Source organism: Salmonella sp. 32020114201800008SM (assembly GCF_017572025.1).
Classification (GTDB): Bacteria; Pseudomonadota; Gammaproteobacteria; order Enterobacterales; family Enterobacteriaceae; genus Salmonella; species Salmonella enterica.
Genome location: NZ_JAGEQM010000010.1, coordinates 13625 through 34366, shown reverse-complemented (window position 1 = coordinate 34366; position 20742 = coordinate 13625). Strand labels below are relative to the sequence as shown.

Here is a 20742-nt window from a genome sequence, read left to right as displayed (position 1 = left end):
GCGCGGGTATGACGGGTTAACGCTTAAACGTCACGGCTTCCGGCTGGGTCAGGTGCAGCGTCGTCTGGCTCGGCACCGTCTCGGCAATCACCCGCCCGTGGCGAATCGAGTAACGGGCAGGCGTCTGGCGACGTACCGCATCGAATCCATTCTCAGCGGGTAAGATAACCAGATTCGCGGCATTGCCGACGCTCAGACCGTAGTCCTGTAAATGCAGGGTTTTTGCGCTGTGGGTAGTGATCAGATTTAACCCGTCGTTGATTTGCCCATACCCCATCAACTGGCAAACGTGTAACCCCATATGCAGCACCTGCAGCATATTGGCGGTGCCTAATGGATACCACGGGTCGAAGACGTCATCATGGCCAAAGCAGACGTTGATCCCCGCTTCCAGCATCTCTTTCACTCGCGTGACGCCACGACGTTTCGGGTAAGTGTCAAACCGTCCTTGCAGATGAATATTCACCAGCGGGTTGGCGACGAAGTTAATCCCCGACATTTTCAACAGACGGAACAGGCGTGACGCATACGCGCCGTTGTACGAGTGCATAGCCGTGGTGTGGCTGGCGGTCACGCGCGCCCCCATGCCATCGCGATGCGCCAGCGCCGCGACCGTTTCGACAAAGCGAGACTGCTCGTCATCAATTTCGTCGCAGTGCACATCGATCAAGCGATCGTATTTTTGCGCCAGGGCGAAGGTTTTGTGCAGCGATTCAACGCCATATTCCCGCGTGAATTCAAAGTGCGGAATGGCGCCAATAACGTCAGCGCCCAAACGCACGGCTTCCTCTAACAGCGCTTCACCGTTGGGATAAGACAGAATACCTTCTTGCGGAAAGGCGACAATTTGCAGGTCTACCCACGGCGCAACCTCTTGCTTCACTTCCAGCATGGCTTTCAGCGCGGTGAGCGTAGGATCTGAAACGTCAACGTGAGTACGAACGTACTGGATGCCGTTAGCCATCTGCCATTTCAGGGTCTGCATCGCGCGCGCTTTCACATCTTCATGCGTGAGCATTGCTTTACGTTCTGCCCAGCGCTCAATCCCTTCAAACAGTGTGCCGGACTGGTTCCAGCTCGGTTCACCCGCCGTTTGCGTGGTATCCAGGTGGATATGTGGCTCAACAAACGGTGGAATAGCCAGGCCGCCTTCGGCATCAAGCACTTCGCCCTGCGGTAACGATGCGGCTTCCTGAGGCTCAATCCGGCTAAAGCGCCCGTTTTCAATCGTAATCTGCCATAATCCTTCGTGTCCCTGCAGACGCGTCTGACGAATAGTGATGTTATTGTTCTGCATGGCTGACCTCTGGTGATTTAGCAAGGCTGCGGTTGAAAAGTGGATTCAGCAGGATATAGCTGAAGACGCCGCCGAGTACGGCGTTGACGGGCACAATACCAGGAACATAATGTCCGGCGGCGATGCCCAGCGCGACGGAAAGAATAGCAATCCAGTTAACGGGAATAAAGCGCACGGTGTTGAAGTCGGCATAGCGGCGGCGGTTCACCAGATAGTCGGCAATAATCACTCCGCCAATCGGTGGGATGGCCGATGACAGGAACGTCAGCCAGCCGACAAAATTATTGTAAAGCCACAGCGCGCACACGGTACCGATAATCCCGTTCACCACCGACAGCGTGCGGCTGGAAAGACCGGTAATATTGGCGAAGCCCAGACCCGATGCGTACAGCGCGTTATCGTTGGTGGTCCAGATATTCAGGCCAAGCACCACAATCGCGGGCAGCAGCAGCCCCTGCGCTATCATCACGTCAGAGATATCCGCCTGACCGACGGCGGCAGCGCCTGCCGCGCCAAAGATAAACATCAGCGAGTTGCCGAGGAAAAAAGCGACCATCGCAATCAGTACGGCGCTTTTGGCATGACGTCCGAAGCGGACGAAGTCGGCGGTCAATGTACCGGCGCTGACAAACGAGCCCACCACCAGCGCCAGCGCGCTGGAAAAATCCAGCGGCGTCTGCGGCACTATCGTTTTTAAATGCTCCAGCCCACCCACGCCGCTGACCGCCAGCCAGACGGAGTAGCTGCCCAGAATAACGATCGCGGGTACGGCAACGATAGACAAAATGGTCAACGCCGAGATGCCGAAAAAAATGGTCAGGGTCATCAGCAGACCCGAAACGGCAATCAGGATATTGGCATCAATGCCCGTCGCTTTACTGACCGGAATAGCGAACATCGCTACGCCAACGCCAAACCAGCCTACCTGTGTGCCGCCAAGCAGCAAGGAGGGAAGCCATGAGCCTTTAACGCCAAAGGAGTAACGTGCAAGGAGGTGGGTGGAGAGTCCGGTTTTTGCGCCGATGTAACCAAGAAATGCAGTGTAGATACCGAGGAGGAGATTACCGAAGAGAACTGCGAGGAAGAAATCATTATAAGAAAGACCGGTGCCGAGTGTCCCTCCGGTCCACATACTGGCGGAAAAAAACGTTAAACCCAACATGACAAACGTCAGTGGAATCACGCCCTTCCGCGCCGCCAGAGGGACGGGGCCCTGGCTATAATTGTTGTCCTGCGACACAACGCCTCCATGAATTTTGCCCAAAAAATCCGCCGCATAATATACAGTTCTCAGAATAAAGCAAACGTTTTCGTGTGATATTTTTTTGATAATTATTCATGACATTAATGGTTCGTTAGTTTTTCTCCGTTGTCAGTGAACCACCGCGTGTGAGTTGAGTTTCCAGCATGGTTTGCGAACGAATAAGTTCGTCTGTGAGTAATTTTTCGTCGGGCAACTGCACTTTGTACTCGCTCGCCATGATGGTGTTTGGCAGGCCAGTCAGCGCGTAATGCGCTTCCCCCGCGCCTTTCCCTGCGCACAAAACCAAGCCGACTGGCGGGTTTTCTCCGGGCATTGTCCAGTGCTCTTTGGCATAGTTCAGGTACATATTCATCTGCCCGGCATCCGCATAACCGAATTTGCCTACCTTCAGGTCAACGAGCAACAGGCAGCGCAAGCGACGATGGAAGAACAGCAGGTCGACGCGGAACCAGCTATCGTCTATGCGTAGTCGGCGTTGGCGGCCAACAAAAGCAAAATCGTCACCAAGTTCCAGCATAAAGTCCATCAGGTGGCTGAGCAGCGCGTCTTCGAGATCTGATTCGGAATACTCGTCCTTCAGGTTAAGAAATTCCAGAATGAACGGGTCGCGTATGGCTTGCTCCGGCAAAACGTTTGGCTCGGCGGGTGCAGGCTGCTGCAACATGGCGGATTTGTCGTGGGACAGTAGCGTTCGTTCGTAAAACTGAGTGGCGATTTGCCTGTCGAGCTGCCGTACGGACCAGCCGTTACGTAGCGTCTCTTTCTCGTAAAAAGTGCGGGCATCGTTATCTTTCACCGACAGCAGACGCACATAAGCTGACCAGGGAAGAGGGAATGTTTTGGCGAGCGGTATGAGATTTGAAGATTCCGCAGACAGTGTCTGCGGAATTTCAATATGTTGAAAACAAAGATAAAATGTACGAATTTGCCATAGGTTTCTGGTGGAAAAACCGCGCTTATAGCGCTGACTTAAATCTACCGATAATCGTTCGATAAGCTGGGTGCCATAGGCCGCTCGCGCTTCTCCTCCCTGTTCAAATTCGACAATACGTCGGCCAATTTCCCAGTAGGTGGCAGTCATAATGGCATTGATGCTGCGCACGGTCTCGGTACGTGCCGTATCGACCAGACGAATAATACCGTCATGAATTTGCTGATATTCATCAGACTGTGGCGCTAAAGTTGGATTCGTCATGTCATCCCTTACGTGATAGTTTTATTGTGAAATTAGAACGCTATCAATACGCTTCAGGCGTAAACGGATCAATCTATGAACGGATTTTACATGGCATTACATCTCGATTTACGAGCGGGTTTCCAGAATCGGCAGGAGAGATATTGAGGAGAGGAATATCGGCTCCCCAGCCATCAGCACAAGGCATCAACCGGGGAGCCGGAAGGGTTACACTTCGAGGTAGTTCATAATCCCGTCAGCCGCCTTACGGCCTTCGGCAATCGCCGTCACCACCAGATCGGAACCGCGCACGATGTCGCCACCGGCGAAGATTTTCGGGTTGCTGGTCTGGAAAGCATTATCGCTGCGTTCCGGCGCGATAATTCGTCCCTGCGAGTCCAGTTCCACGCTGTGTTTCGCCAGCCATTCCATGCTGTGTGGACGAAAACCAAACGCCATCACCACCGCATCAGCCGGAACCACATGCTCGGAACCGGCGACGATCTCCGCCCGCCGACGGCCTTGGGCATCCGGTTCGCCCATTTCAGTGCGCACCATTTTTACGCCGCTCACTTTGCCGTTGGCATTGACTTCAATGCCCAGCGGTTGAACGTTAAACTGAAATTCGACACCTTCCTCGCGCGCGTTTTTCACTTCGCGTCTGGAACCCGGCATGTTCTCTTCATCACGACGATAAGCACAGGTTACGTGCGTTGCGCCCTGGCGTATGGAAGTGCGTACGCAGTCCATTGCGGTATCGCCGCCGCCCAGCACCACTACGCGCTTTCCTTCCATACTGACATATGGTTCGTCGCTGGTTTCGCCAAACCCCATGATCTGCTTCGTATTGGCGATCAGGAACGGCAGAGCGTCGAAAACCCCGTCCGCATTTTCATTTTCCAGCCCGCCGCGCATTGACTGATAGGTGCCGACGCCAAGGAACACCGCGTCGTACTCTTTCAACAGCTCGTCAAGTTCGACGTCGCGACCCACTTCGGTATTAAGTTTGAACTCAATACCCATGCCGGTGAAGATCTCGCGACGACGGGTCATCACCTCTTTTTCCAGTTTGAAAGCTGGAATACCGAAGGTCAGCAGGCCGCCGATTTCCGGATGGCGATCAAAGACCACCGCCTTCACGCCGTTGCGGGTCAGCACGTCGGCGCACGCCAGCCCTGCCGGACCTGCGCCGATAATCGCTACCCGTTTGTCCGTCTGGCGCACGCCGGTCATATCCGGGCGCCAGCCCATTTCAAACGCTTTATCGTTGATATAGCGCTCAATGTTACCGATGGTCACCGCGCCGAACTCATCGTGCAGCGTACAGGAGCCTTCACACAGGCGGTCCTGCGGGCAGACGCGGCCACACACTTCCGGCAGGGTGTTAGTCTGGTGCGATAGCTCTGCCGCCTCAAAAATACGCCCTTCGTTAGCCAGTTTCAGCCAGTTCGGGATGTAGTTATGTACCGGGCATTTCCACTCGCAGTAGGGGTTCCCGCAGGACAAACAGCGATCCGCCTGGGCTTTCGCCTGACCTTCAGAAAACGGTTCGTAGATTTCAACAAACTCGATCTTACGGATCTTCAGCGGTTTCTTCGGCGGATCAACGCGCTGCAGGTCGATAAATTGATAAACATTCTGGCTCATTTCAATTCCTTACTGCGCCTGCACGCGCAATTCTGCCGCACTACGACTACGGTGGCCCAACAGGGCTTTGACATCGCTGGACTTGGGCTTAACTAACGCGAATTGGGTTGAGAAGCTTGACCACCTGGACAGGATCTCTTCGCCGCGTTGCGAACCAGTATGTTGCACATGCTCGGTGATCAGGCCGCGCAGATGCTCTTCGTGGATAGCCAGCGAATCAACGTCCAGTACTTCTACCAGTTCCGGGTTCACGCGTTTACGGAATTCGCCATCTTCGTCCAGCACATAGGCGAAGCCGCCGGTCATCCCCGCGCCGAAGTTAACGCCGGTTTTACCCAGCACGCAGACGATGCCGCCGGTCATGTATTCACAGCCGTTGTCGCCGATACCCTCTACTACGGTAATCGCCCCGGAGTTACGCACGCCGAAACGTTCGCCCGCGCGCCCCGCCGCGTACAGACGGCCACCGGTCGCTCCATACAGGCAGGTGTTGCCGATAATGCTGGCTTTATGACTGAGGAAGGCGGAACCTACCGGTGGTCTGATGGCGATTAAACCGCCTGCCATACCTTTACCGACATAGTCGTTGGCATCGCCAGTCAGATATAACTCCACGCCGCCCGCGTTCCACACGCCAAAGCTCTGGCCTGCGGTACCGCTGAAGTGCGCTTTAATCGGATCGGAAGCCAGCCCCTGATCGCCGTGGGTCTGTGCGATGTAGCCGGAAAGCGACGCACCCACGGAACGGTCGGTGTTGCGGATGTCGAACCAGAAGGTTTTGCTCTGGCGCGCATCGACAAACGGCTTCGCCTGCTGCAACAGTTGCGCATTCAGCACGCCGTTATCAAACGGCGGGTTATTCTCGGTGCAGTACAGCGCTTTACCCGGATGAGGTTCAGCGGTTTCCAGTAGACGAGACAGCGCCAGCTTCTGCTGTTTAGCGGTGAAGCCATCCAGCTCTTTCAGAAGGTCGGTGCGGCCAATCAAATCCACCAGGCGGGTCACGCCAAGCGAAGCCATCAGCTCGCGCACTTCGCGGGCGATAAATTCAAAGTAGTTAGTCACTTTGAACGGCAGGCCGTGATAGTGGTTCTTACGCAGCTTGTCATCCTGAGTTGCTACGCCGGTTGCGCAGTTATTCAGGTGGCAGATACGCAGGTATTTACAGCCCAGCGCCACCATCGGGCCGGTGCCGAAGCCGAAACTTTCCGCACCGAGAATCGCCGCTTTAATGATGTCGACGCCGGTTTTCAGACCGCCGTCCACCTGCAGACGAATCTTGTGACGCAGACCGTTGGCGACCAGCGCCTGCTGGGTTTCAACAAGTCCGAGTTCCCACGGACAGCCCGCATATTTCACCGAAGAGAGCGGGCTGGCGCCGGTACCGCCGTCGTAGCCAGCGATGGTGATCAGATCCGCATAGGCTTTCGCCACGCCGGTCGCGATGGTGCCGACGCCCGGTTCGGACACCAGCTTCACGGAGATCATCGCCTTCGGGTTGACCTGTTTGAGGTCGAAAATGAGCTGCGCTAAGTCCTCGATAGAGTAGATATCGTGGTGCGGCGGCGGGGAGATCAGCGTCACGCCCGGCACTGAATAGCGCAGTTTAGCGATATACGGAGTGACTTTATCCCCCGGCAACTGACCGCCTTCGCCCGGTTTCGCGCCCTGCGCGACTTTAATCTGAATCACATCGGCATTGACCAGGTAGGCCGGCGTCACGCCAAAGCGACCGGAGGCCACCTGTTTGATACGCGACACTTTATTGGTGCCGTAGCGCGCCGGGTCTTCGCCGCCTTCGCCGGAGTTGGAGTTGCCGCCGAGGCTGTTCATCGCTTCCGCCAGCGCTTCGTGCGCTTCCGGACTTAATGCGCCGATAGACATGGCTGCGGTATCAAAGCGTTTAAACAGCTCACTGGCGGGCTCAACCTCGTCAATGGTCACCGCCTCGCCGTCTGGATGTATCGCCAGCAGATCGCGCAGCGTTGCCGCCGGACGCTCATTGACCAGTTTGGCGTATTCCTGATAATCGCTGTACTCGCCGCTCTGTACCGCCTGTTGCAGGGTACGCACGACATCCGGGTTATAGGCGTGATATTCGCCGCCGTGGACGTACTTCAGCAGGCCACCCGGGCTAATGGGTTTGCGCGCCAGCCAGGCGCGTTTGGAGAGATTCAGCAGATCCTGCTGGAAGTCATCAAAGCTCGCGCCGCCGATACGGCTGACCACGCCCTGGAAGCACAGGTTTACCACATCATCGTGCAGTCCGACCGCTTCAAACAGTTTGGAGCAGCGGTAAGAGGCAATGGTCGAAATGCCCATTTTGGACATAATCTTGTACAGCCCCTTGTTGATGCCGTTACGGTAGTTCTGCATCACGGTACGGTAGTTTTTGGCGATGGCCTGGGTATCAATCAGACGCCCCAGCGTTTCGTAGGCCAGGTACGGATAGATGGCCGTTGCGCCAAAGCCGAGCAGTACCGCAAAGTGATGCGGATCGCGGGCGCTTCCGGTTTCTACGATGATGTTGGCGTCGCAGCGCAGGCTTTGATCGACCAGACGAGTCTGCACCGCGCCCACCGCCATCGGCGCGGGGACCGGCAGGCGATTCTTACCGATATTGCGATCCGAGAGGACCAGCAGCACGGTGCCGTTGCGCACCATCTGTTCCGCTTTATCGCACAGCGCCTTAACCGTCGCGTCCAGTGTGGTTTCGGTGACATCAAAGGTAATATCAAGCCAGTCGGCGCGGTAGTGATGCTCGCTCATGGTGGTGAGCTGTTTGAAATCGGAGTACAGCAGAATTGGCGATTTAAAACTCAGGCGATGGGCCTGACCTTCCGCTTCGCAGAAGACGTTCATTTCGCGACCGATGCTGGTGGCGAGCGACATGACGTGCGCTTCACGCAGCGGGTCGATAGGCGGGTTAGTGACCTGCGCGAACTGCTGGCGGAAGTAGTCGTAAATAATACGCGGCTGGCTGGAGAGCACGGCAAAGGGGGTATCGTCGCCCATTGAACCGACGGCTTCCTGGCCGTTTTCGCCTAACACGCGGATAACCGAGTCCAGCTCTTCGGCGCTGTAGTTAAACTGTTTTTGATAGCTGGCGAGCAGGTCATCGTCCAGTTCGCGGCTACCGACTTCTTCATCAGGCAGCTCTTCAAACGGCACCAGGCGGCGGACGTTTTTCTCCATCCACTCTTTATATGGATGGCGGCTTTTCAGGTCGTCATCGGTTTCCGCGGAATGCAGAATACGTCCGCCGCGGGTGTCGATCACCATCAGCTCGCCTGGGCCGACGCGGCCTTTCTCGACTACTTCATCCGGCTGATAGTCCCAGATACCGACTTCGGAGGCGCAGGTGATCAGCTTGTCTTTGGTAATGACATAGCGTGCCGGGCGCAGGCCGTTACGGTCAAGGTTACAGGCGGCGAAGCGCCCGTCGGACATCACGATGCCTGCCGGACCGTCCCACGGCTCCATATGCATGGAGTTAAAGTCAAAGAAGGCGCGCAGATCCTGGTCCATATCGGGGTTGTTCTGCCAGGCGGGCGGCACCAACAGGCGCATGGCGCGGATGATGTCCATCCCGCCTGCCAGCAGCAGTTCCAGCATATTGTCCAGCGAGCTGGAATCCGAACCGGTTTCGTTAACAAACGGCGCAGCGGACTGTAAGTCCGGGATCAGCGGCGTCTGGAATTTATAGGTACGGGCGCGCGCCCACTGGCGGTTGCCGGTGATGGTGTTAATCTCGCCGTTATGCGCCAGGTAGCGGAACGGCTGCGCCAGCGGCCAACGTGGCACGGTGTTAGTGGAAAAGCGCTGGTGGAACAGGCAGATGGCCGATTCCAGACGCAGATCCGCAAGATCCAGGTAGAAGCGCGGCAGATCCGCCGGCATACACAGACCTTTATAAATGTTGACCAGGTTCGACAGGCTGCATACGTAGAAATCTTTGTCGTCCTGCAGGCGTTTTTCAATGCGTCGGCGGGCGATAAACAGACGGCGCTCCATATCACGCGGACGCCAGCCCGCCGGAGCGTTGACAAAAATCTGCTCAATACGCGGCAGGGAGGAGAGGGCGATTTCACCGAGCACGCCTTCATTGGTTGGCACATCGCGCCAGCCGACAATCGACAGGGTTTCCTGCTGTAATTCTTCTTCGACAATATGGCGTGACGCGGCGGCCAGTTCAGGATCTTTATTTAAAAAGATCATCCCGACGGCGTAGTTTTTGGCTAAGCGCCAGCCGCGCTCTTCGGCCACGATGCGAAAGAAACGGTCAGGTTTTTGTAACAGCAAGCCGCAACCGTCGCCGGTTTTACCGTCGGCAAGGATCGCGCCACGGTGCTGCATCCGGGCCAGCGCGTGTATGGCGGTACGCACTACCTTGTGGCTAGGTTCGCCTTCTATGTGGGCGATCAGGCCGAAACCACAGTTATCCTTCTCAAGGGATTTATCGTACAACATATCAGTGAACCTCCCCAGGCTCTACGGGACGCTCTCCCAACCGATGGCGCGCGGGCACAGCAAGAGCATGGCGACGGGGCTGGCGCATCATACGCTTACCTCGCATTCGCCCTCTTTGTGTCCTTTGCGCATTGGTAAATACGGTTAAGAGGGAATCTCAATTACTGCATAAATATGATGAGCAGACGGCTCATCCAGAAAGCTTCCAGCGGATCCCCAACTTATCGGGAATCCACACCCAGGTCAAATGGCAAACTGATTTATGCAAAAGTGTGCTGTAGCACAGATAACTTTTTGAATATATTGAAATTAAAAGGTTTTTTATAGAGGGGCTGCTAATACGGAGCGGCAGAAAGCCTGTGATCTGTCTCACTATAAGAGCCGCTCGCCAGACGTTATCTGACCTTTCTTTTTCAAAAATCTTGGCATTTTATGCTGTTTTAAGCGTGAGCAGTATTGAATGCTACTGTTTTTATCGATGACCCAGCAGACGCTGAAAAAAGAGGGGAATATCAGGAAAAATCATCAGCGGGATTATGAATGAAATATCGTTTATTTTGCTTGATTATGCAATTGGTAAAAGCCTTCCGGGACGATTGATCCAGGTCATCGCCAAAGGAGACTAAAAATGGCAGGCTTTGGCCTCTTTTTAAGAGGCGGTCTATCAGATTATGCAGTTACAGAAATTAGTCAATATGTTTGGTGGGGATCTTTTACGTCGGTATGGGCAAAAGGTTCATAAGCTGACGCTTCATGGCGGTTTTAGCTGCCCTAACCGCGACGGCACCATCGGGCGTGGCGGTTGCACCTTCTGTAATGTCGCCTCTTTTGCCGATGAGGCGCAGCAGCATCATTCGATTGCCGAGCAGCTTGCGCATCAGGCGCATCTGGTGAACCGCGCTAAACGTTATCTGGCCTATTTCCAGGCCTACACCAGCACCTTTGCGGAAGTGCAGGTGCTGCGTTCCATGTATCAACAGGCGGTCAGCCAGGCCAGTATCGTCGGGTTATGCGTCGGTACGCGTCCGGATTGTGTCCCGCAGGCAGTAGTAGATTTACTGTGTGAATATAAAGATCAAGGCTACGAGGTATGGCTGGAACTGGGATTGCAAACCGCGCACGATAAAACCCTGCACCGAATTAACCGCGGGCATGACTTCGCCTGCTATCAGCGTACCACCCGGATTGCCCGGGAGCGCGGGCTGAAAGTGTGTGCGCATCTGATTGTGGGGCTGCCGGGAGAAGGGCAGGCAGAATGCCTGCAAACCATGGAGCGTGTGGTGGAGACGGGCGTTGACGGTATTAAACTGCATCCGCTGCATATTGTGAAAGGCAGTACGATGGCCAAAGCCTGGGAAGCGGGGCGGCTGAACGGCATCGAACTGGACGACTACACGCTAACGGCAGGTGAGATGATTCGTCATACGCCGCCGGAGGTGATTTATCACCGAATTTCAGCCAGCGCTCGCCGTCCGACGCTGCTTGCCCCGCTGTGGTGCGAGAATCGCTGGACGGGGATGGTTGAGCTGGACAAATACCTGAATGAGCATGGCGTACAGGGCTCTGCGCTGGCCCGTCCCTGGATACCACCTGTAGCGTAGCGTGATGAGGGGCGCTACGCATATTTCGCACAATATTCAACGCGGTTCCCATAATTGGGTATTATGTGCGAAGTTGTGGTGAAGGAATCCTCTATGAAGCAAATTCGTATGCTGGCGCAATACTATGTCGACCTGATGATGAAATTGGGTCTGGTGCGCTTTTCCATGCTCCTGGCGTTGGCATTGGTGGTGCTGGCGATTGTCGTGCAGATGGCGGTGACCATGGTGCTGCATGGTCAGGTTGAAAGTATCGACGTTATTCGTTCCATCTTTTTTGGCCTGTTAATTACGCCCTGGGCGGTCTATTTCTTATCCGTTGTTGTTGAACAACTGGAAGAGTCAAGGCAGCGACTGTCGCGTCTGGTGCAAAAGCTGGAGGAGATGCGCGAGCGCGATCTCAAGCTTAACGTACAGTTGAAGGACAATATTGCCCAGCTTAATCAGGAAATTGCCGATCGCGAAAAAGCGGAAGCGGAGCTGCAAGAGACATTTGAACAGCTAAAAGTAGAAATTAAAGAGCGTGAAGAGGCGCAAATCCAGCTAGAACAGCAATCCTCTTTTCTGCGTTCCTTTCTGGACGCCTCGCCGGATTTGGTTTTTTATCGTAATGAGGATAAAGAATTTTCCGGCTGTAACCGCGCAATGGAATTGCTAACCGGCAAGAGCGAAAAACAGCTGGTGCATTTGAAGCCGGAAGATGTGTACTCTCCCGAAGCGGCGGAGAAAGTCATTGAAACCGACGAAAAAGTATTCCGCCATAACGTCTCCCTGACCTATGAACAGTGGCTGGATTACCCCGACGGACGAAAGGCCTGCTTTGAAATTCGTAAAGTGCCTTATTACGACCGTGTCGGTAAACGTCATGGCTTGATGGGATTTGGTCGTGATATTACCGAACGTAAGCGTTATCAGGACGCGCTGGAGCGCGCCAGCCGCGACAAGACCACGTTTATCTCTACCATCAGTCATGAGCTGCGCACCCCGCTTAACGGCATCGTCGGTTTAAGCCGCATCCTGCTGGATACCGATCTCACCGCCGAACAGGAAAAATACCTTAAGACAATCCATGTCTCCGCCGTGACGTTAGGCAATATTTTCAATGATATCATTGATATGGATAAGATGGAGCGGCGTAAGGTTCAGCTTGATAACCAACCCATTGATTTCACCAGCTTTATGGCCGATCTGGAAAACCTTTCCGGTTTGCAGGCGCAGCAAAAAGGGCTACGTTTTGTGCTTGAGCCGACGCTGCCGTTGCCGCACAAAGTCATTACCGACGGAACGCGTCTGCGCCAGATTTTATGGAATTTGATCAGCAATGCGGTGAAGTTTACTCAGCAGGGCCAGGTGACGGTGCGGGCGCGCTATGATGAAGGCGACATGCTGCACTTTGAAGTGGAAGATTCCGGGATCGGCATTCCGCAGGATGAGCAGGATAAAATTTTCGCCATGTATTATCAGGTGAAAGACAGTAACGGCGGCAAACCGGCAACGGGTACCGGTATCGGGCTGGCGGTCTCCCGTCGGCTGGCGAAAAATATGGGCGGCGATATTACCGTTTCCAGTCTGCCGGGCAAAGGATCGACCTTTACGCTAACGGTTCATGCGCCAGCGGTGGCGGAAGAGGTGGAGGACGCCTTTGATGAAGATGACATGCCGCTGCCCGCGCTGCATGTTCTGCTGGTCGAAGATATTGAACTGAACGTGATCGTGGCGCGTTCGGTACTGGAAAAACTGGGTAACAGCGTGGATGTCGCGATGACCGGCAAGGCGGCGCTGGAGATGTTCGCGCCAGGCGAATATGACCTGGTCTTACTGGATATTCAGCTACCGGATATGACGGGTCTGGATATCGCCAGAGAACTGACCCGTCGCCACACGCGGGAAGATTTACCGCCGCTGGTAGCGCTTACGGCTAACGTTCTGAAAGATAAAAAAGAGTATCTGGACGCTGGTATGGACGATGTGCTGAGTAAGCCGCTGTCGGTGCCGGCCTTAACCGCGATGATTAAAAAATTCTGGGATGCCACCGATAAAGAGGAGAGTACCGTGACGCCTGAAGAGAGCGATAAAGCGCAAGCGCTGCTGGATATCCCGATGCTGGAACAATACATCGAGTTGGTTGGGCCTAAATTGATCACCGACGGTCTCGCGGTGTTTGAAAAAATGATGCCTGGCTATTTAAGCGTGCTGGAGTCCAATCTGACGGCGCGTGACAAAAAAGGCGTCGTTGAGGAGGGGCATAAGATTAAAGGCGCCGCCGGTTCGGTAGGGCTGCGTCATCTGCAACAGCTTGGCCAGCAAATCCAGTCGCCGGATCTTCCCGCCTGGGAAGATAACGTCGCGGAATGGATTGAAGAGATGAAGCAGGAGTGGCAGCACGATGTCGCGGTGCTGAAAGCCTGGGTGGCAAACGCGGAAAAAAAATGACCCCGGTTTGACCGGGGTGCGCGAATACTGCGCCAACACCAGGGAAATCGTGGCTGCGCCGTGCTTATTATGATGATGTCAAAGGCGCAGTCCTGTTTTCAGGCCGCACGCAGTTAAGATAGCAAATCCTAAATGATTTGTTACATGAATCATTTAAATGTGTGAAGCGTAGCATTTTAATCAAAATTATTAATGGGCTTGAGTCGGTTGCAGGAGGATGTTCACCATGAAAAAAATTGGCGTAGTGCTCAGCGGATGCGGCGTCTATGACGGCACCGAAATTCATGAGGCCGTTCTGACGCTGTTGGCCATTGCCCGCAGCGGCGCGCAGGCTGTCTGCTTCGCGCCGGATAAACCACAAGCGGATGTTATTAATCACCTGACCGGCGAAGCGATGGCGGAAACGCGTAACGTTCTGATTGAGGCGGCGCGTATTACGCGGGGCGATATTCGTCCCCTGTCCCAGGCGCAGCCAGAGGAGCTGGATGCGCTCATTGTGCCCGGTGGTTTCGGCGCGGCGAAGAACCTGAGTAATTTCGCCAGCCAGGGGAGCGAATGCCGGGTGGATAGCGATGTCGTCGCGCTGGCGAAGGCCATGCACCAGTCCGGCAAGCCGCTGGGATTCATCTGTATCGCGCCCGCAATGTTGCCGAAAATCTTTGACTTCCCGCTACGTCTGACAATAGGGACGGATATTGATACCGCTGAAGTACTTGAAGAGATGGGCGCCGAACACGTACCTTGCCCGGTTGATGATATCGTTGTGGACGAGGATAACAAGGTCGTGACCACCCCTGCCTATATGCTGGCGCAGGATATCGCTCAGGCGGCAAGCGGCATTGATAAATTAGTGTCGCGCGTGCTGGTTCTGGCGGAATGAGCAAACGACGCATCGCGCCGTTAACGTTTTTGCGCCGTCTACTTTTACGTATCCTTGCTGCGCTCGCCGTCTTTTGGGGCGGCGGCATTGCGCTGTTTAGCGTGGTTCCGGTGCCTTTTTCGGCGGTGATGGCGGAACGGCAGATTAGCGCCTGGCTAAGTGGAGAATTTGGTTATGTGGCGCATTCTGACTGGGTCAGTATGGCGGATATCTCGCCGTGGATGGGGCTGGCGGTAATTGCGGCGGAAGACCAGAAGTTCCCTGAGCACTGGGGCTTTGATGTTCCGGCGATTGAAAAAGCGTTGGCGCATAATGAGCGGAATGAGAGCCGTATTCGCGGCGCCTCTACGCTTTCGCAGCAAACGGCGAAAAATCTCTTTTTATGGGATGGACGCAGTTGGGTGCGCAAAGGTCTGGAGGCTGGGCTAACGCTGGGCATTGAAACTGTCTGGAGCAAAAAACGCATTCTCACGGTTTATCTGAATATCGCGGAGTTTGGCGATGGTATTTTTGGCGTGGAGGCTGCGGCACAACGGTATTTTCATAAACCTGCCAGTCGCTTGAGTGTGTCTGAAGCCGCGTTGCTGGCGGCGGTATTGCCAAATCCGTTACGCTATAAGGCGAATGCGCCGTCTGGCTATGTGCGTAGCCGGCAGGCGTGGATTATGCGCCAGATGCGACAACTGGGCGGGGAATCTTTTATGACGCGCAACCAGCTTAATTAATTTTGCCGATTGGCGGCGCGAACGCCTTATCCGGCCTGCGATCTGTGTCGTCCAGGCCTGATAAGCACAGGCCATTAAGCTTCGTGAGAAGTAAGCGCCAGCCGTTTCTTGTCTTTTGGCTGCGCGTCCCTCTCCAGGGCAACGGCCAGCGCAGGCTGGGCGATAAACCGCTGCCACACTCTCTCCAGTTTGCGTTCACAGCACCATGTTGACCAGGTCGCCAGCGGGATAAAGGTACTTTCCCCCAGATTGTCGCAAACCACCGGAACCACTTCTGACTCGCTGATACGCTGGCACAGGATATTTTGCGGCTTCAGCGACATCGTCACAATATGGTTATCCAGCAGGTAACGTTTCAGTTTTTTCAGTAGCCGCCGCAGGACAGCGACATCCTCTTCATAACGACATTGCGCGGCGAACTCGGTCAGGGTAATAGAGGGCGCGCCGTTGAAATCGGTAATCATGTCGTAGACATAGCCGGTGCCGCAATCGGTTTCTACCGTGCCGTAATAACGGGGGATAGCGCTCCAGTCCGTCAGGTAGCGGGACAGATGTGCATAGTAGCTCAGTTCACGCCGAATCTCTTTATCACCGCCGTGGTTACGGTTGTAAATAACTTTTATGCAACGCCGGGCATTATCCGGATGCGTATAGCATTTACGATGTCGACCAGCGCCCAGCGGAGTCTGTTTCGATAAGAGGATCATGGCAAGTCCATACTAAATTTATTCACATAAATTTAGTATGGACAAAGAACTTAAACAAAACCTAAACGAAATTTTTTAAGGTTTTCTTAATGTTTTTATGCATAGGTAAAGCGCACGAAATGTACAAATCTTACGAAAGGGCGGGGCTGCGGGACAAGAGGCAGGCAGGCGTAACACGCCCGGTTTTGGGGGGACTGTCATCAAATACCGGGACGGCGTTGGGGGAAATAGGGTATAGAGGGGGAGGTTTAGTCTTCGTCAAAGCCGGAATTGAACAGCGCGATAACCGCCGCCAGCGCTTCAACTTCTTGCGGGCCGGTGGCTTCAATTTCGATCTGACGCCCTTTGGCGGAGTCGAGCATTAACAGCGCGATGACGCTGTTTGCTTCCGCTTCGGTGCCTTCGTCATTGCGTAATAGCACCTCGGCGTCAAACCCCTGCATCAGTTCGAAAAGCTTCATGGCAGGCCGGGCATGCATGCCCAGCTTATTGGTGACTTCAACTGTTTGCTTTACGGTCATGTTTTGCGTTTTTCCAGCGTGCGATGGCGAGACTGGACATTTTTACCGCGCGAGCGGAAGTAGTCTGCCAGCTGTTCTGCAATATACACCGAACGGTGTTTCCCGCCGGTACAACCGATAGCGACGGTAAGGTAGCTGCGGTTGTTGGTCTCCAGCATCGGTAACCATAGCTCAAGATAGCTGCGAGTCTGATAGATAAAATTGTGAACTTCTGTGTGTCGGTCAAGAAACGCGGCTACCGGCTTATCAAGCCCGGTCATGGGGCGCAGTTTTGGGTCCCAGTGCGGGTTGGGCAGAAAGCGGACATCAAACACATAGTCCGCATCAATCGGGATACCATGTTTAAAGCCGAAGGACTCAAATACCATCGTCAGTTCGCGCTCGCGTTTGCCCAACAGCCGGGTACGCAGCATCTCCGCCAACTCATGGACGGACATTTCTGAAGTGTCGACGATCAGATCCGCTCGTGAGCGTAACGGCTCCAGCAAGTCACTCTCTTTATCGATTGCACTCTCTAAAGAAAGATTTTTGCTGGAAAGCGGATGCAAACGGCGCGTGTCGCTGTAGCGGCGAATCAAGGTATTGCGGTCGGCATCAAGAAACAGCAATTGCGGCGAGAAAGCGCCAGGCAGATTATTCATCGCCTGTTCAAAAATCTCAGGTGATTCAGGCATATTGCGCACATCAATGCTGACGGCGGCGGAAATCTGGCGATCGGCCAGCGTTCGCGCCAGATCGGGCAACAGCACGACGGGGAGGTTATCCACGCAGTAAAATCCCATATCTTCCAGCGCGCGCAGAGCGACAGATTTACCTGATCCGGAACGCCCGCTGACGATCATCAGTACCATGTACCGTTTCTCCTCACAACGACAGAAAGAAATGCCATTGAGTTGTTATGCCTCATTCTGCTCACCTTCGGTGTCAGTAATGATTTGATACAGCTCTTCATCATTCAGCGCCGCGCGCAGGCGGCGGCAGATCGTTTTATCCGCCAGACGTTTCGCCACCAGCGACAGCGTGTGCAGATGCGTTTTAGTTTGATCGGCGGGCACCAGCAGGGCGAAGAGGAGATCGACCGGCTGGTTATCGATGGCGTCGAACGCGATCGGCGTTTCGAGCTGAACGAACACGCCGACGGCGCGTAAGGTATCTTCTTCCAGTTTCCCGTGCGGGATGGCGATACCATTACCAATACCGGTACTGCCCATTTTTTCGCGTGTCAGAATGGCTTCAAACACGACCTGAGGAGGTAAACTGAGCTGTTTTGCCGCCAGTTCGCTGATGATTTCCAGCGCGCGTTTCTTACTCTGACAATGAACGCCGCTACGCGTACACTCCTGGTTAAGTACACTGCTCAGTTGTAGAGTCGTATCGTTATTTATCATAATTTCACCTAAGAACCTGTCCTGTCAGGTTGATGGCCAGGTTCGGAGCGCTAACTGTACAAATGGCCCGTTGTGTCACACAACAGGCCGTCCTGCACTGGCTAACTGCCCGGACAATTAGTGTTGTTTCAGTTTATCTTTATGCCTGGTTAACTGCCTTGCCAGTTTATCAATCAAGCCGTCAATGGCGGCATACATATCCTGGCCTTCCGCGCTGGCGTGAATTTCGCCGCCGTTAACGTGTAGCGTCGCATCCGAGATATGCGTGACCTTCTCCACTTTCAACACCACGTATACCTGATTAATCCGCTCAAAATACTGTTCAAGTTTGGCGAATTTTGTCGTCACAAATTCACGCAGGGCTTCAGTAATTTCGACATTATGTCCGGTGATATTGAGCTGCATAGTGTCTTCCTTATCGGTTGGGTCAAACCAGCTGTTTGCGTTGGTTTGACGGCGGAATGGATAAAGACTCTCGGTACTTCGCAACAGTGCGGCGCGCCACCATGATACCTTGTTCTGACAGCAGAGAGGTTAACTTGCTGTCGCTCAGCGGTTTCGCGGGGTTTTCCGCCGCAATTAACTTCTTCACCAGCGCGCGAATCGCGGTGGAAGAGGCTTCGCCTCCGCCTTCGGTATTGACGTGGCTGGAAAAGAAATATTTGAGTTCAAAAATACCGCGCGGGCTGTGCAAATACTTCTGCGTGGTCACGCGGGATATAGTGGATTCGTGCATCTCGACGGCCTGGGCGATATCCGCCAGTACCATCGGTTTCATATATTCTTCGCCCTGTTCAAAAAAGGCTTGCTGTTGCTCGACGATGCAGCGACTGACGCGCAGCAGCGTGTCGTTGCGGCTTTCAAGGCTTTTTATCAGCCATTTCGCATCCTGTAAATTACTGCGGATGAACTGGCTGTCGGCATCGTTGCGCGCGCTATTGCACATGGCGGCATAGTGCTGGTTAATCTGTAAACGGGGAATACTGTCGCTATTAAGCTCCACCGTCCAGCGACCGTTATGCTTGCGTACCAGCACATCCGGGATAACGTACTCCGGCTCGCCGGTCTGGATCGATTGACCGGGTCTGGGATCGAGCGACTGAATCAGGTTTACCGCCTCTTTCAGCACCTCTTCTTTTAGTCGGGTAACGCGCATCAACGTGCGGAAATCGTGGTTGGCCAGCAGATCAAGGTGATCGCAGATAATAAGCCGCGCCTCTTCCAGCCACGGCGTGGATTTGTCGAATTGTGAAAGCTGGATCAGCAGACAGTCGCGAAGATCTTTTGCCGCGACGCCTACCGGATCAAAACGCTGAATGCGCTTCAGGACGGCTTCAACCTCATCGAGATCCACCTCTACATCGCCCATGCTTTCGCGAATTTCGTCCAGGGATACGGTGAGATAGCCGGTATCATCTACCGCGTCGACAATGGATGTCGCAATAGCGCGATCGGTATCCGAGAAGGGCGTTAGCTCAACCTGCCACATCAGATAATCCTGCAACGACTGCGTCGTTTCGCCCTGATAGACGGGCAGCTCATCGTCGATATAATCGCCGCTGGGGCCGGACGGCGTCCCGGCGGTGTAAATTTCATCCCAACTGGCGTCAAGCGGCAGCTCTTCCGGCATCTCTTTTTGTTCGAGCGCGTCGGCGGTATCGAGAGGATCGTTATCCTGAGGTTGCTGAGTGTCGATTTCGTCATGAAGATCGGTTTGCTCAAGCAGCGGGTTATTTTCCAGCGCTTGCTGGAGTTCCTGCTGAAGTTCCAGCGTAGACAACTGCAACAGACGGATGGCCTGTTGTAGCTGAGGCGTCATCGCCAGTTGTTGGCTAAGCCTGAGTTGCAAACCTTGCTTCATATTCAGAGTCGTTTTCTCCCGCTAGAGCAGCATAGCCCTCTACCCTATCAGAGTCTGAAGTCTTCCCCAAGATATACACGCTTAACGTGTTCGTCTTGCAGGATTTCTGTCGGCGTACCGTGGGCAATAAGGTGGCCCTGGCTCACGATATAGGCACGTTCACAGACTGCCAGCGTCTCACGGACGTTATGGTCGGTGATCAGCACGCCGAGCCCGCTATCGCGCAGATGCTCGATAATGCGTTTGATGTCGATAACGGAAATCGGGTCAACGCCGGCAAAGGGTTCATCCAGCAGGATAAATTTGGGATTAGCGGCCAACGCGCGGGCAATTTCTACACGACGGCGTTCACCACCGGACAACGCCTGTCCCATGCTGTCGCGCAGATGCTCAATATGAAACTCTTCCATCAGCTCGTTGGCGCGGTCTTCTCGCTGTTCTGCGGTCAAATCGTCACGAATTTGCAGTACCGCCATCAGGTTATCAAATACGCTGAGACGGCGGAAAATAGAGGCTTCCTGCGGCAAATAGCCGATACCGCGGCGCGCGCGCGCGTGCAGCGGCAGCAGACTGATATCTTCATCATCGATGATGATATTGCCCGCGTCACGCGGCACGATACCGACGACCATATAAAAGGTGGTGGTTTTACCCGCGCCGTTTGGACCGAGCAGCCCGACAATCTCCCCGGAGTTAACGGTCAGACTGACATCTTCCACTACGCGACGGCCTTTATAGGCCTTCGCCAGATTCTTTGCAGTTAATGTTGCCATAACG

General features: G+C 54.4%; 16 protein-coding genes. 4 read left to right on the top strand and 12 right to left on the bottom strand.

What is annotated here, in order from left to right; all coding sequences use genetic code 11:
* Positions 1-16: 16 nt before the first annotated feature.
* The 5 genes from J4613_RS20680 to gltB form a co-directional block, all read right to left on the bottom strand.
* A complete protein-coding gene (locus J4613_RS20680; protein ID WP_001180687.1) occupies positions 17-1297 on the bottom strand; it encodes a cytosine deaminase in 1281 nt (426 codons plus the stop codon).
* Positions 1284-2537, bottom strand: coding sequence for a cytosine permease (gene codB / locus J4613_RS20675; protein WP_111742231.1), 1254 nt, complete (start codon positions 2535-2537; stop codon positions 1284-1286). Before codB ends, J4613_RS20680 begins: the two co-directional genes overlap by 14 nt.
* Before the next feature lie 115 nt (positions 2538-2652).
* Entirely contained in the window at positions 2653-3756 is a 1104-nt protein-coding gene (locus tag J4613_RS20670; protein ID WP_000184303.1) for a PDDEXK nuclease domain-containing protein, read from the bottom strand.
* Positions 3757-3963: 207 nt separating this feature from the next.
* Positions 3964-5382 (bottom strand): glutamate synthase subunit GltD, encoded by a 1419-nt coding sequence (gltD, locus tag J4613_RS20665; RefSeq protein ID WP_023204559.1) that lies wholly within the window; start codon positions 5380-5382, stop codon positions 3964-3966.
* 9 nt (positions 5383-5391) lie between these two features.
* Complete coding sequence (gltB, locus tag J4613_RS20660; RefSeq protein ID WP_023258142.1) at positions 5392-9852, bottom strand: glutamate synthase large subunit; 4461 nt, start codon at positions 9850-9852, stop codon at positions 5392-5394.
* A 671-nt stretch (positions 9853-10523) separates the two neighbouring features.
* Between gltB and J4613_RS20655 the strand changes: the two genes are divergently transcribed.
* The 4 genes from J4613_RS20655 to mtgA all read left to right on the top strand — a co-directional run bounded on the left by J4613_RS20655 (position 10524) and on the right by mtgA (position 15488).
* A complete protein-coding gene (locus J4613_RS20655) occupies positions 10524-11453 on the top strand; it encodes a TIGR01212 family radical SAM protein (protein ID WP_001176879.1) in 930 nt (309 codons plus the stop codon).
* Positions 11454-11546: 93 nt separating this feature from the next.
* Positions 11547-13883, top strand: coding sequence for an aerobic respiration two-component sensor histidine kinase ArcB (gene arcB / locus J4613_RS20650; RefSeq protein ID WP_000809813.1), 2337 nt, complete (start codon positions 11547-11549; stop codon positions 13881-13883).
* A gap of 226 nt (positions 13884-14109) precedes the next feature.
* Positions 14110-14763: an isoprenoid biosynthesis glyoxalase ElbB gene (elbB, locus tag J4613_RS20645; RefSeq protein ID WP_000719822.1), complete on the top strand. Its 654-nt coding sequence runs from the start codon at positions 14110-14112 to the stop codon at positions 14761-14763.
* Positions 14760-15488: a monofunctional biosynthetic peptidoglycan transglycosylase gene (mtgA, locus tag J4613_RS20640; RefSeq protein ID WP_000044657.1), complete on the top strand. Its 729-nt coding sequence runs from the start codon at positions 14760-14762 to the stop codon at positions 15486-15488. The genes elbB and mtgA overlap by 4 nt, the downstream gene beginning before the upstream one ends.
* Before the next feature lie 74 nt (positions 15489-15562).
* Here mtgA and yrbL read toward each other — a convergent pair whose 3' ends face one another.
* From yrbL to lptB, 7 genes are all read right to left on the bottom strand, one after another.
* The gene (yrbL, locus tag J4613_RS20635; protein ID WP_111742232.1) at positions 15563-16195 is read right to left on the bottom strand and encodes a PhoP regulatory network protein YrbL; all 633 of its coding nucleotides are present in this window, start codon (positions 16193-16195) and stop codon (positions 15563-15565) included.
* Between the two features lie 248 nt (positions 16196-16443).
* Entirely contained in the window at positions 16444-16716 is a 273-nt protein-coding gene (npr, locus tag J4613_RS20630; protein ID WP_000216797.1) for a PTS phosphocarrier protein NPr, read from the bottom strand.
* On the bottom strand, positions 16713-17567 hold the full coding sequence (gene rapZ / locus J4613_RS20625) for an RNase adapter RapZ (RefSeq protein ID WP_000243749.1): 855 nt from the start codon (positions 17565-17567) through the stop codon (positions 16713-16715). Before rapZ ends, npr begins: the two co-directional genes overlap by 4 nt.
* A gap of 45 nt (positions 17568-17612) precedes the next feature.
* Positions 17613-18104, bottom strand: a complete 492-nt coding sequence (gene ptsN, locus J4613_RS20620) for a PTS IIA-like nitrogen regulatory protein PtsN (RefSeq protein WP_000609332.1) — start codon at positions 18102-18104, stop codon at positions 17613-17615.
* Positions 18105-18221: 117 nt separating this feature from the next.
* Positions 18222-18509, bottom strand: coding sequence for a ribosome hibernation promoting factor (hpf, locus tag J4613_RS20615; protein WP_001176589.1), 288 nt, complete (start codon positions 18507-18509; stop codon positions 18222-18224).
* A gap of 22 nt (positions 18510-18531) precedes the next feature.
* Complete coding sequence (rpoN, locus tag J4613_RS20610; protein ID WP_000809020.1) at positions 18532-19965, bottom strand: RNA polymerase factor sigma-54; 1434 nt, start codon at positions 19963-19965, stop codon at positions 18532-18534.
* 47 nt (positions 19966-20012) lie between these two features.
* Entirely contained in the window at positions 20013-20738 is a 726-nt protein-coding gene (gene lptB, locus J4613_RS20605; protein WP_000224104.1) for an LPS export ABC transporter ATP-binding protein, read from the bottom strand.
* Between the last annotated feature and the right edge of the window lie 4 nt (positions 20739-20742).

Coding starts and splice junctions, on each gene's coding strand:
- J4613_RS20670 (WP_000184303.1), bottom strand. CDS start 3,756: ATGACGAATCCAACTTTAGCGCCACAGTCTGATGAATATCAGCAAATT.
- gltD (WP_023204559.1), bottom strand. CDS start 5,382: ATGAGCCAGAATGTTTATCAATTTATCGACCTGCAGCGCGTTGATCCG.
- rapZ (WP_000243749.1), bottom strand. CDS start 17,567: ATGGTACTGATGATCGTCAGCGGGCGTTCCGGATCAGGTAAATCTGTC.
- ptsN (WP_000609332.1), bottom strand. CDS start 18,104: ATGATAAATAACGATACGACTCTACAACTGAGCAGTGTACTTAACCAG.
- elbB (WP_000719822.1), top strand. CDS start 14,110: ATGAAAAAAATTGGCGTAGTGCTCAGCGGATGCGGCGTCTATGACGGC.
- J4613_RS20655 (WP_001176879.1), top strand. CDS start 10,524: ATGCAGTTACAGAAATTAGTCAATATGTTTGGTGGGGATCTTTTACGT.
- yrbL (WP_111742232.1), bottom strand. CDS start 16,195: ATGATCCTCTTATCGAAACAGACTCCGCTGGGCGCTGGTCGACATCGT.
- lptB (WP_000224104.1), bottom strand. CDS start 20,738: ATGGCAACATTAACTGCAAAGAATCTGGCGAAGGCCTATAAAGGCCGT.
- arcB (WP_000809813.1), top strand. CDS start 11,547: ATGAAGCAAATTCGTATGCTGGCGCAATACTATGTCGACCTGATGATG.
- rpoN (WP_000809020.1), bottom strand. CDS start 19,965: ATGAAGCAAGGTTTGCAACTCAGGCTTAGCCAACAACTGGCGATGACG.
- hpf (WP_001176589.1), bottom strand. CDS start 18,509: ATGCAGCTCAATATCACCGGACATAATGTCGAAATTACTGAAGCCCTG.
- mtgA (WP_000044657.1), top strand. CDS start 14,760: ATGAGCAAACGACGCATCGCGCCGTTAACGTTTTTGCGCCGTCTACTT.
- gltB (WP_023258142.1), bottom strand. CDS start 9,852: ATGTTGTACGATAAATCCCTTGAGAAGGATAACTGTGGTTTCGGCCTG.
- npr (WP_000216797.1), bottom strand. CDS start 16,716: ATGACCGTAAAGCAAACAGTTGAAGTCACCAATAAGCTGGGCATGCAT.
- J4613_RS20680 (WP_001180687.1), bottom strand. CDS start 1,297: ATGCAGAACAATAACATCACTATTCGTCAGACGCGTCTGCAGGGACAC.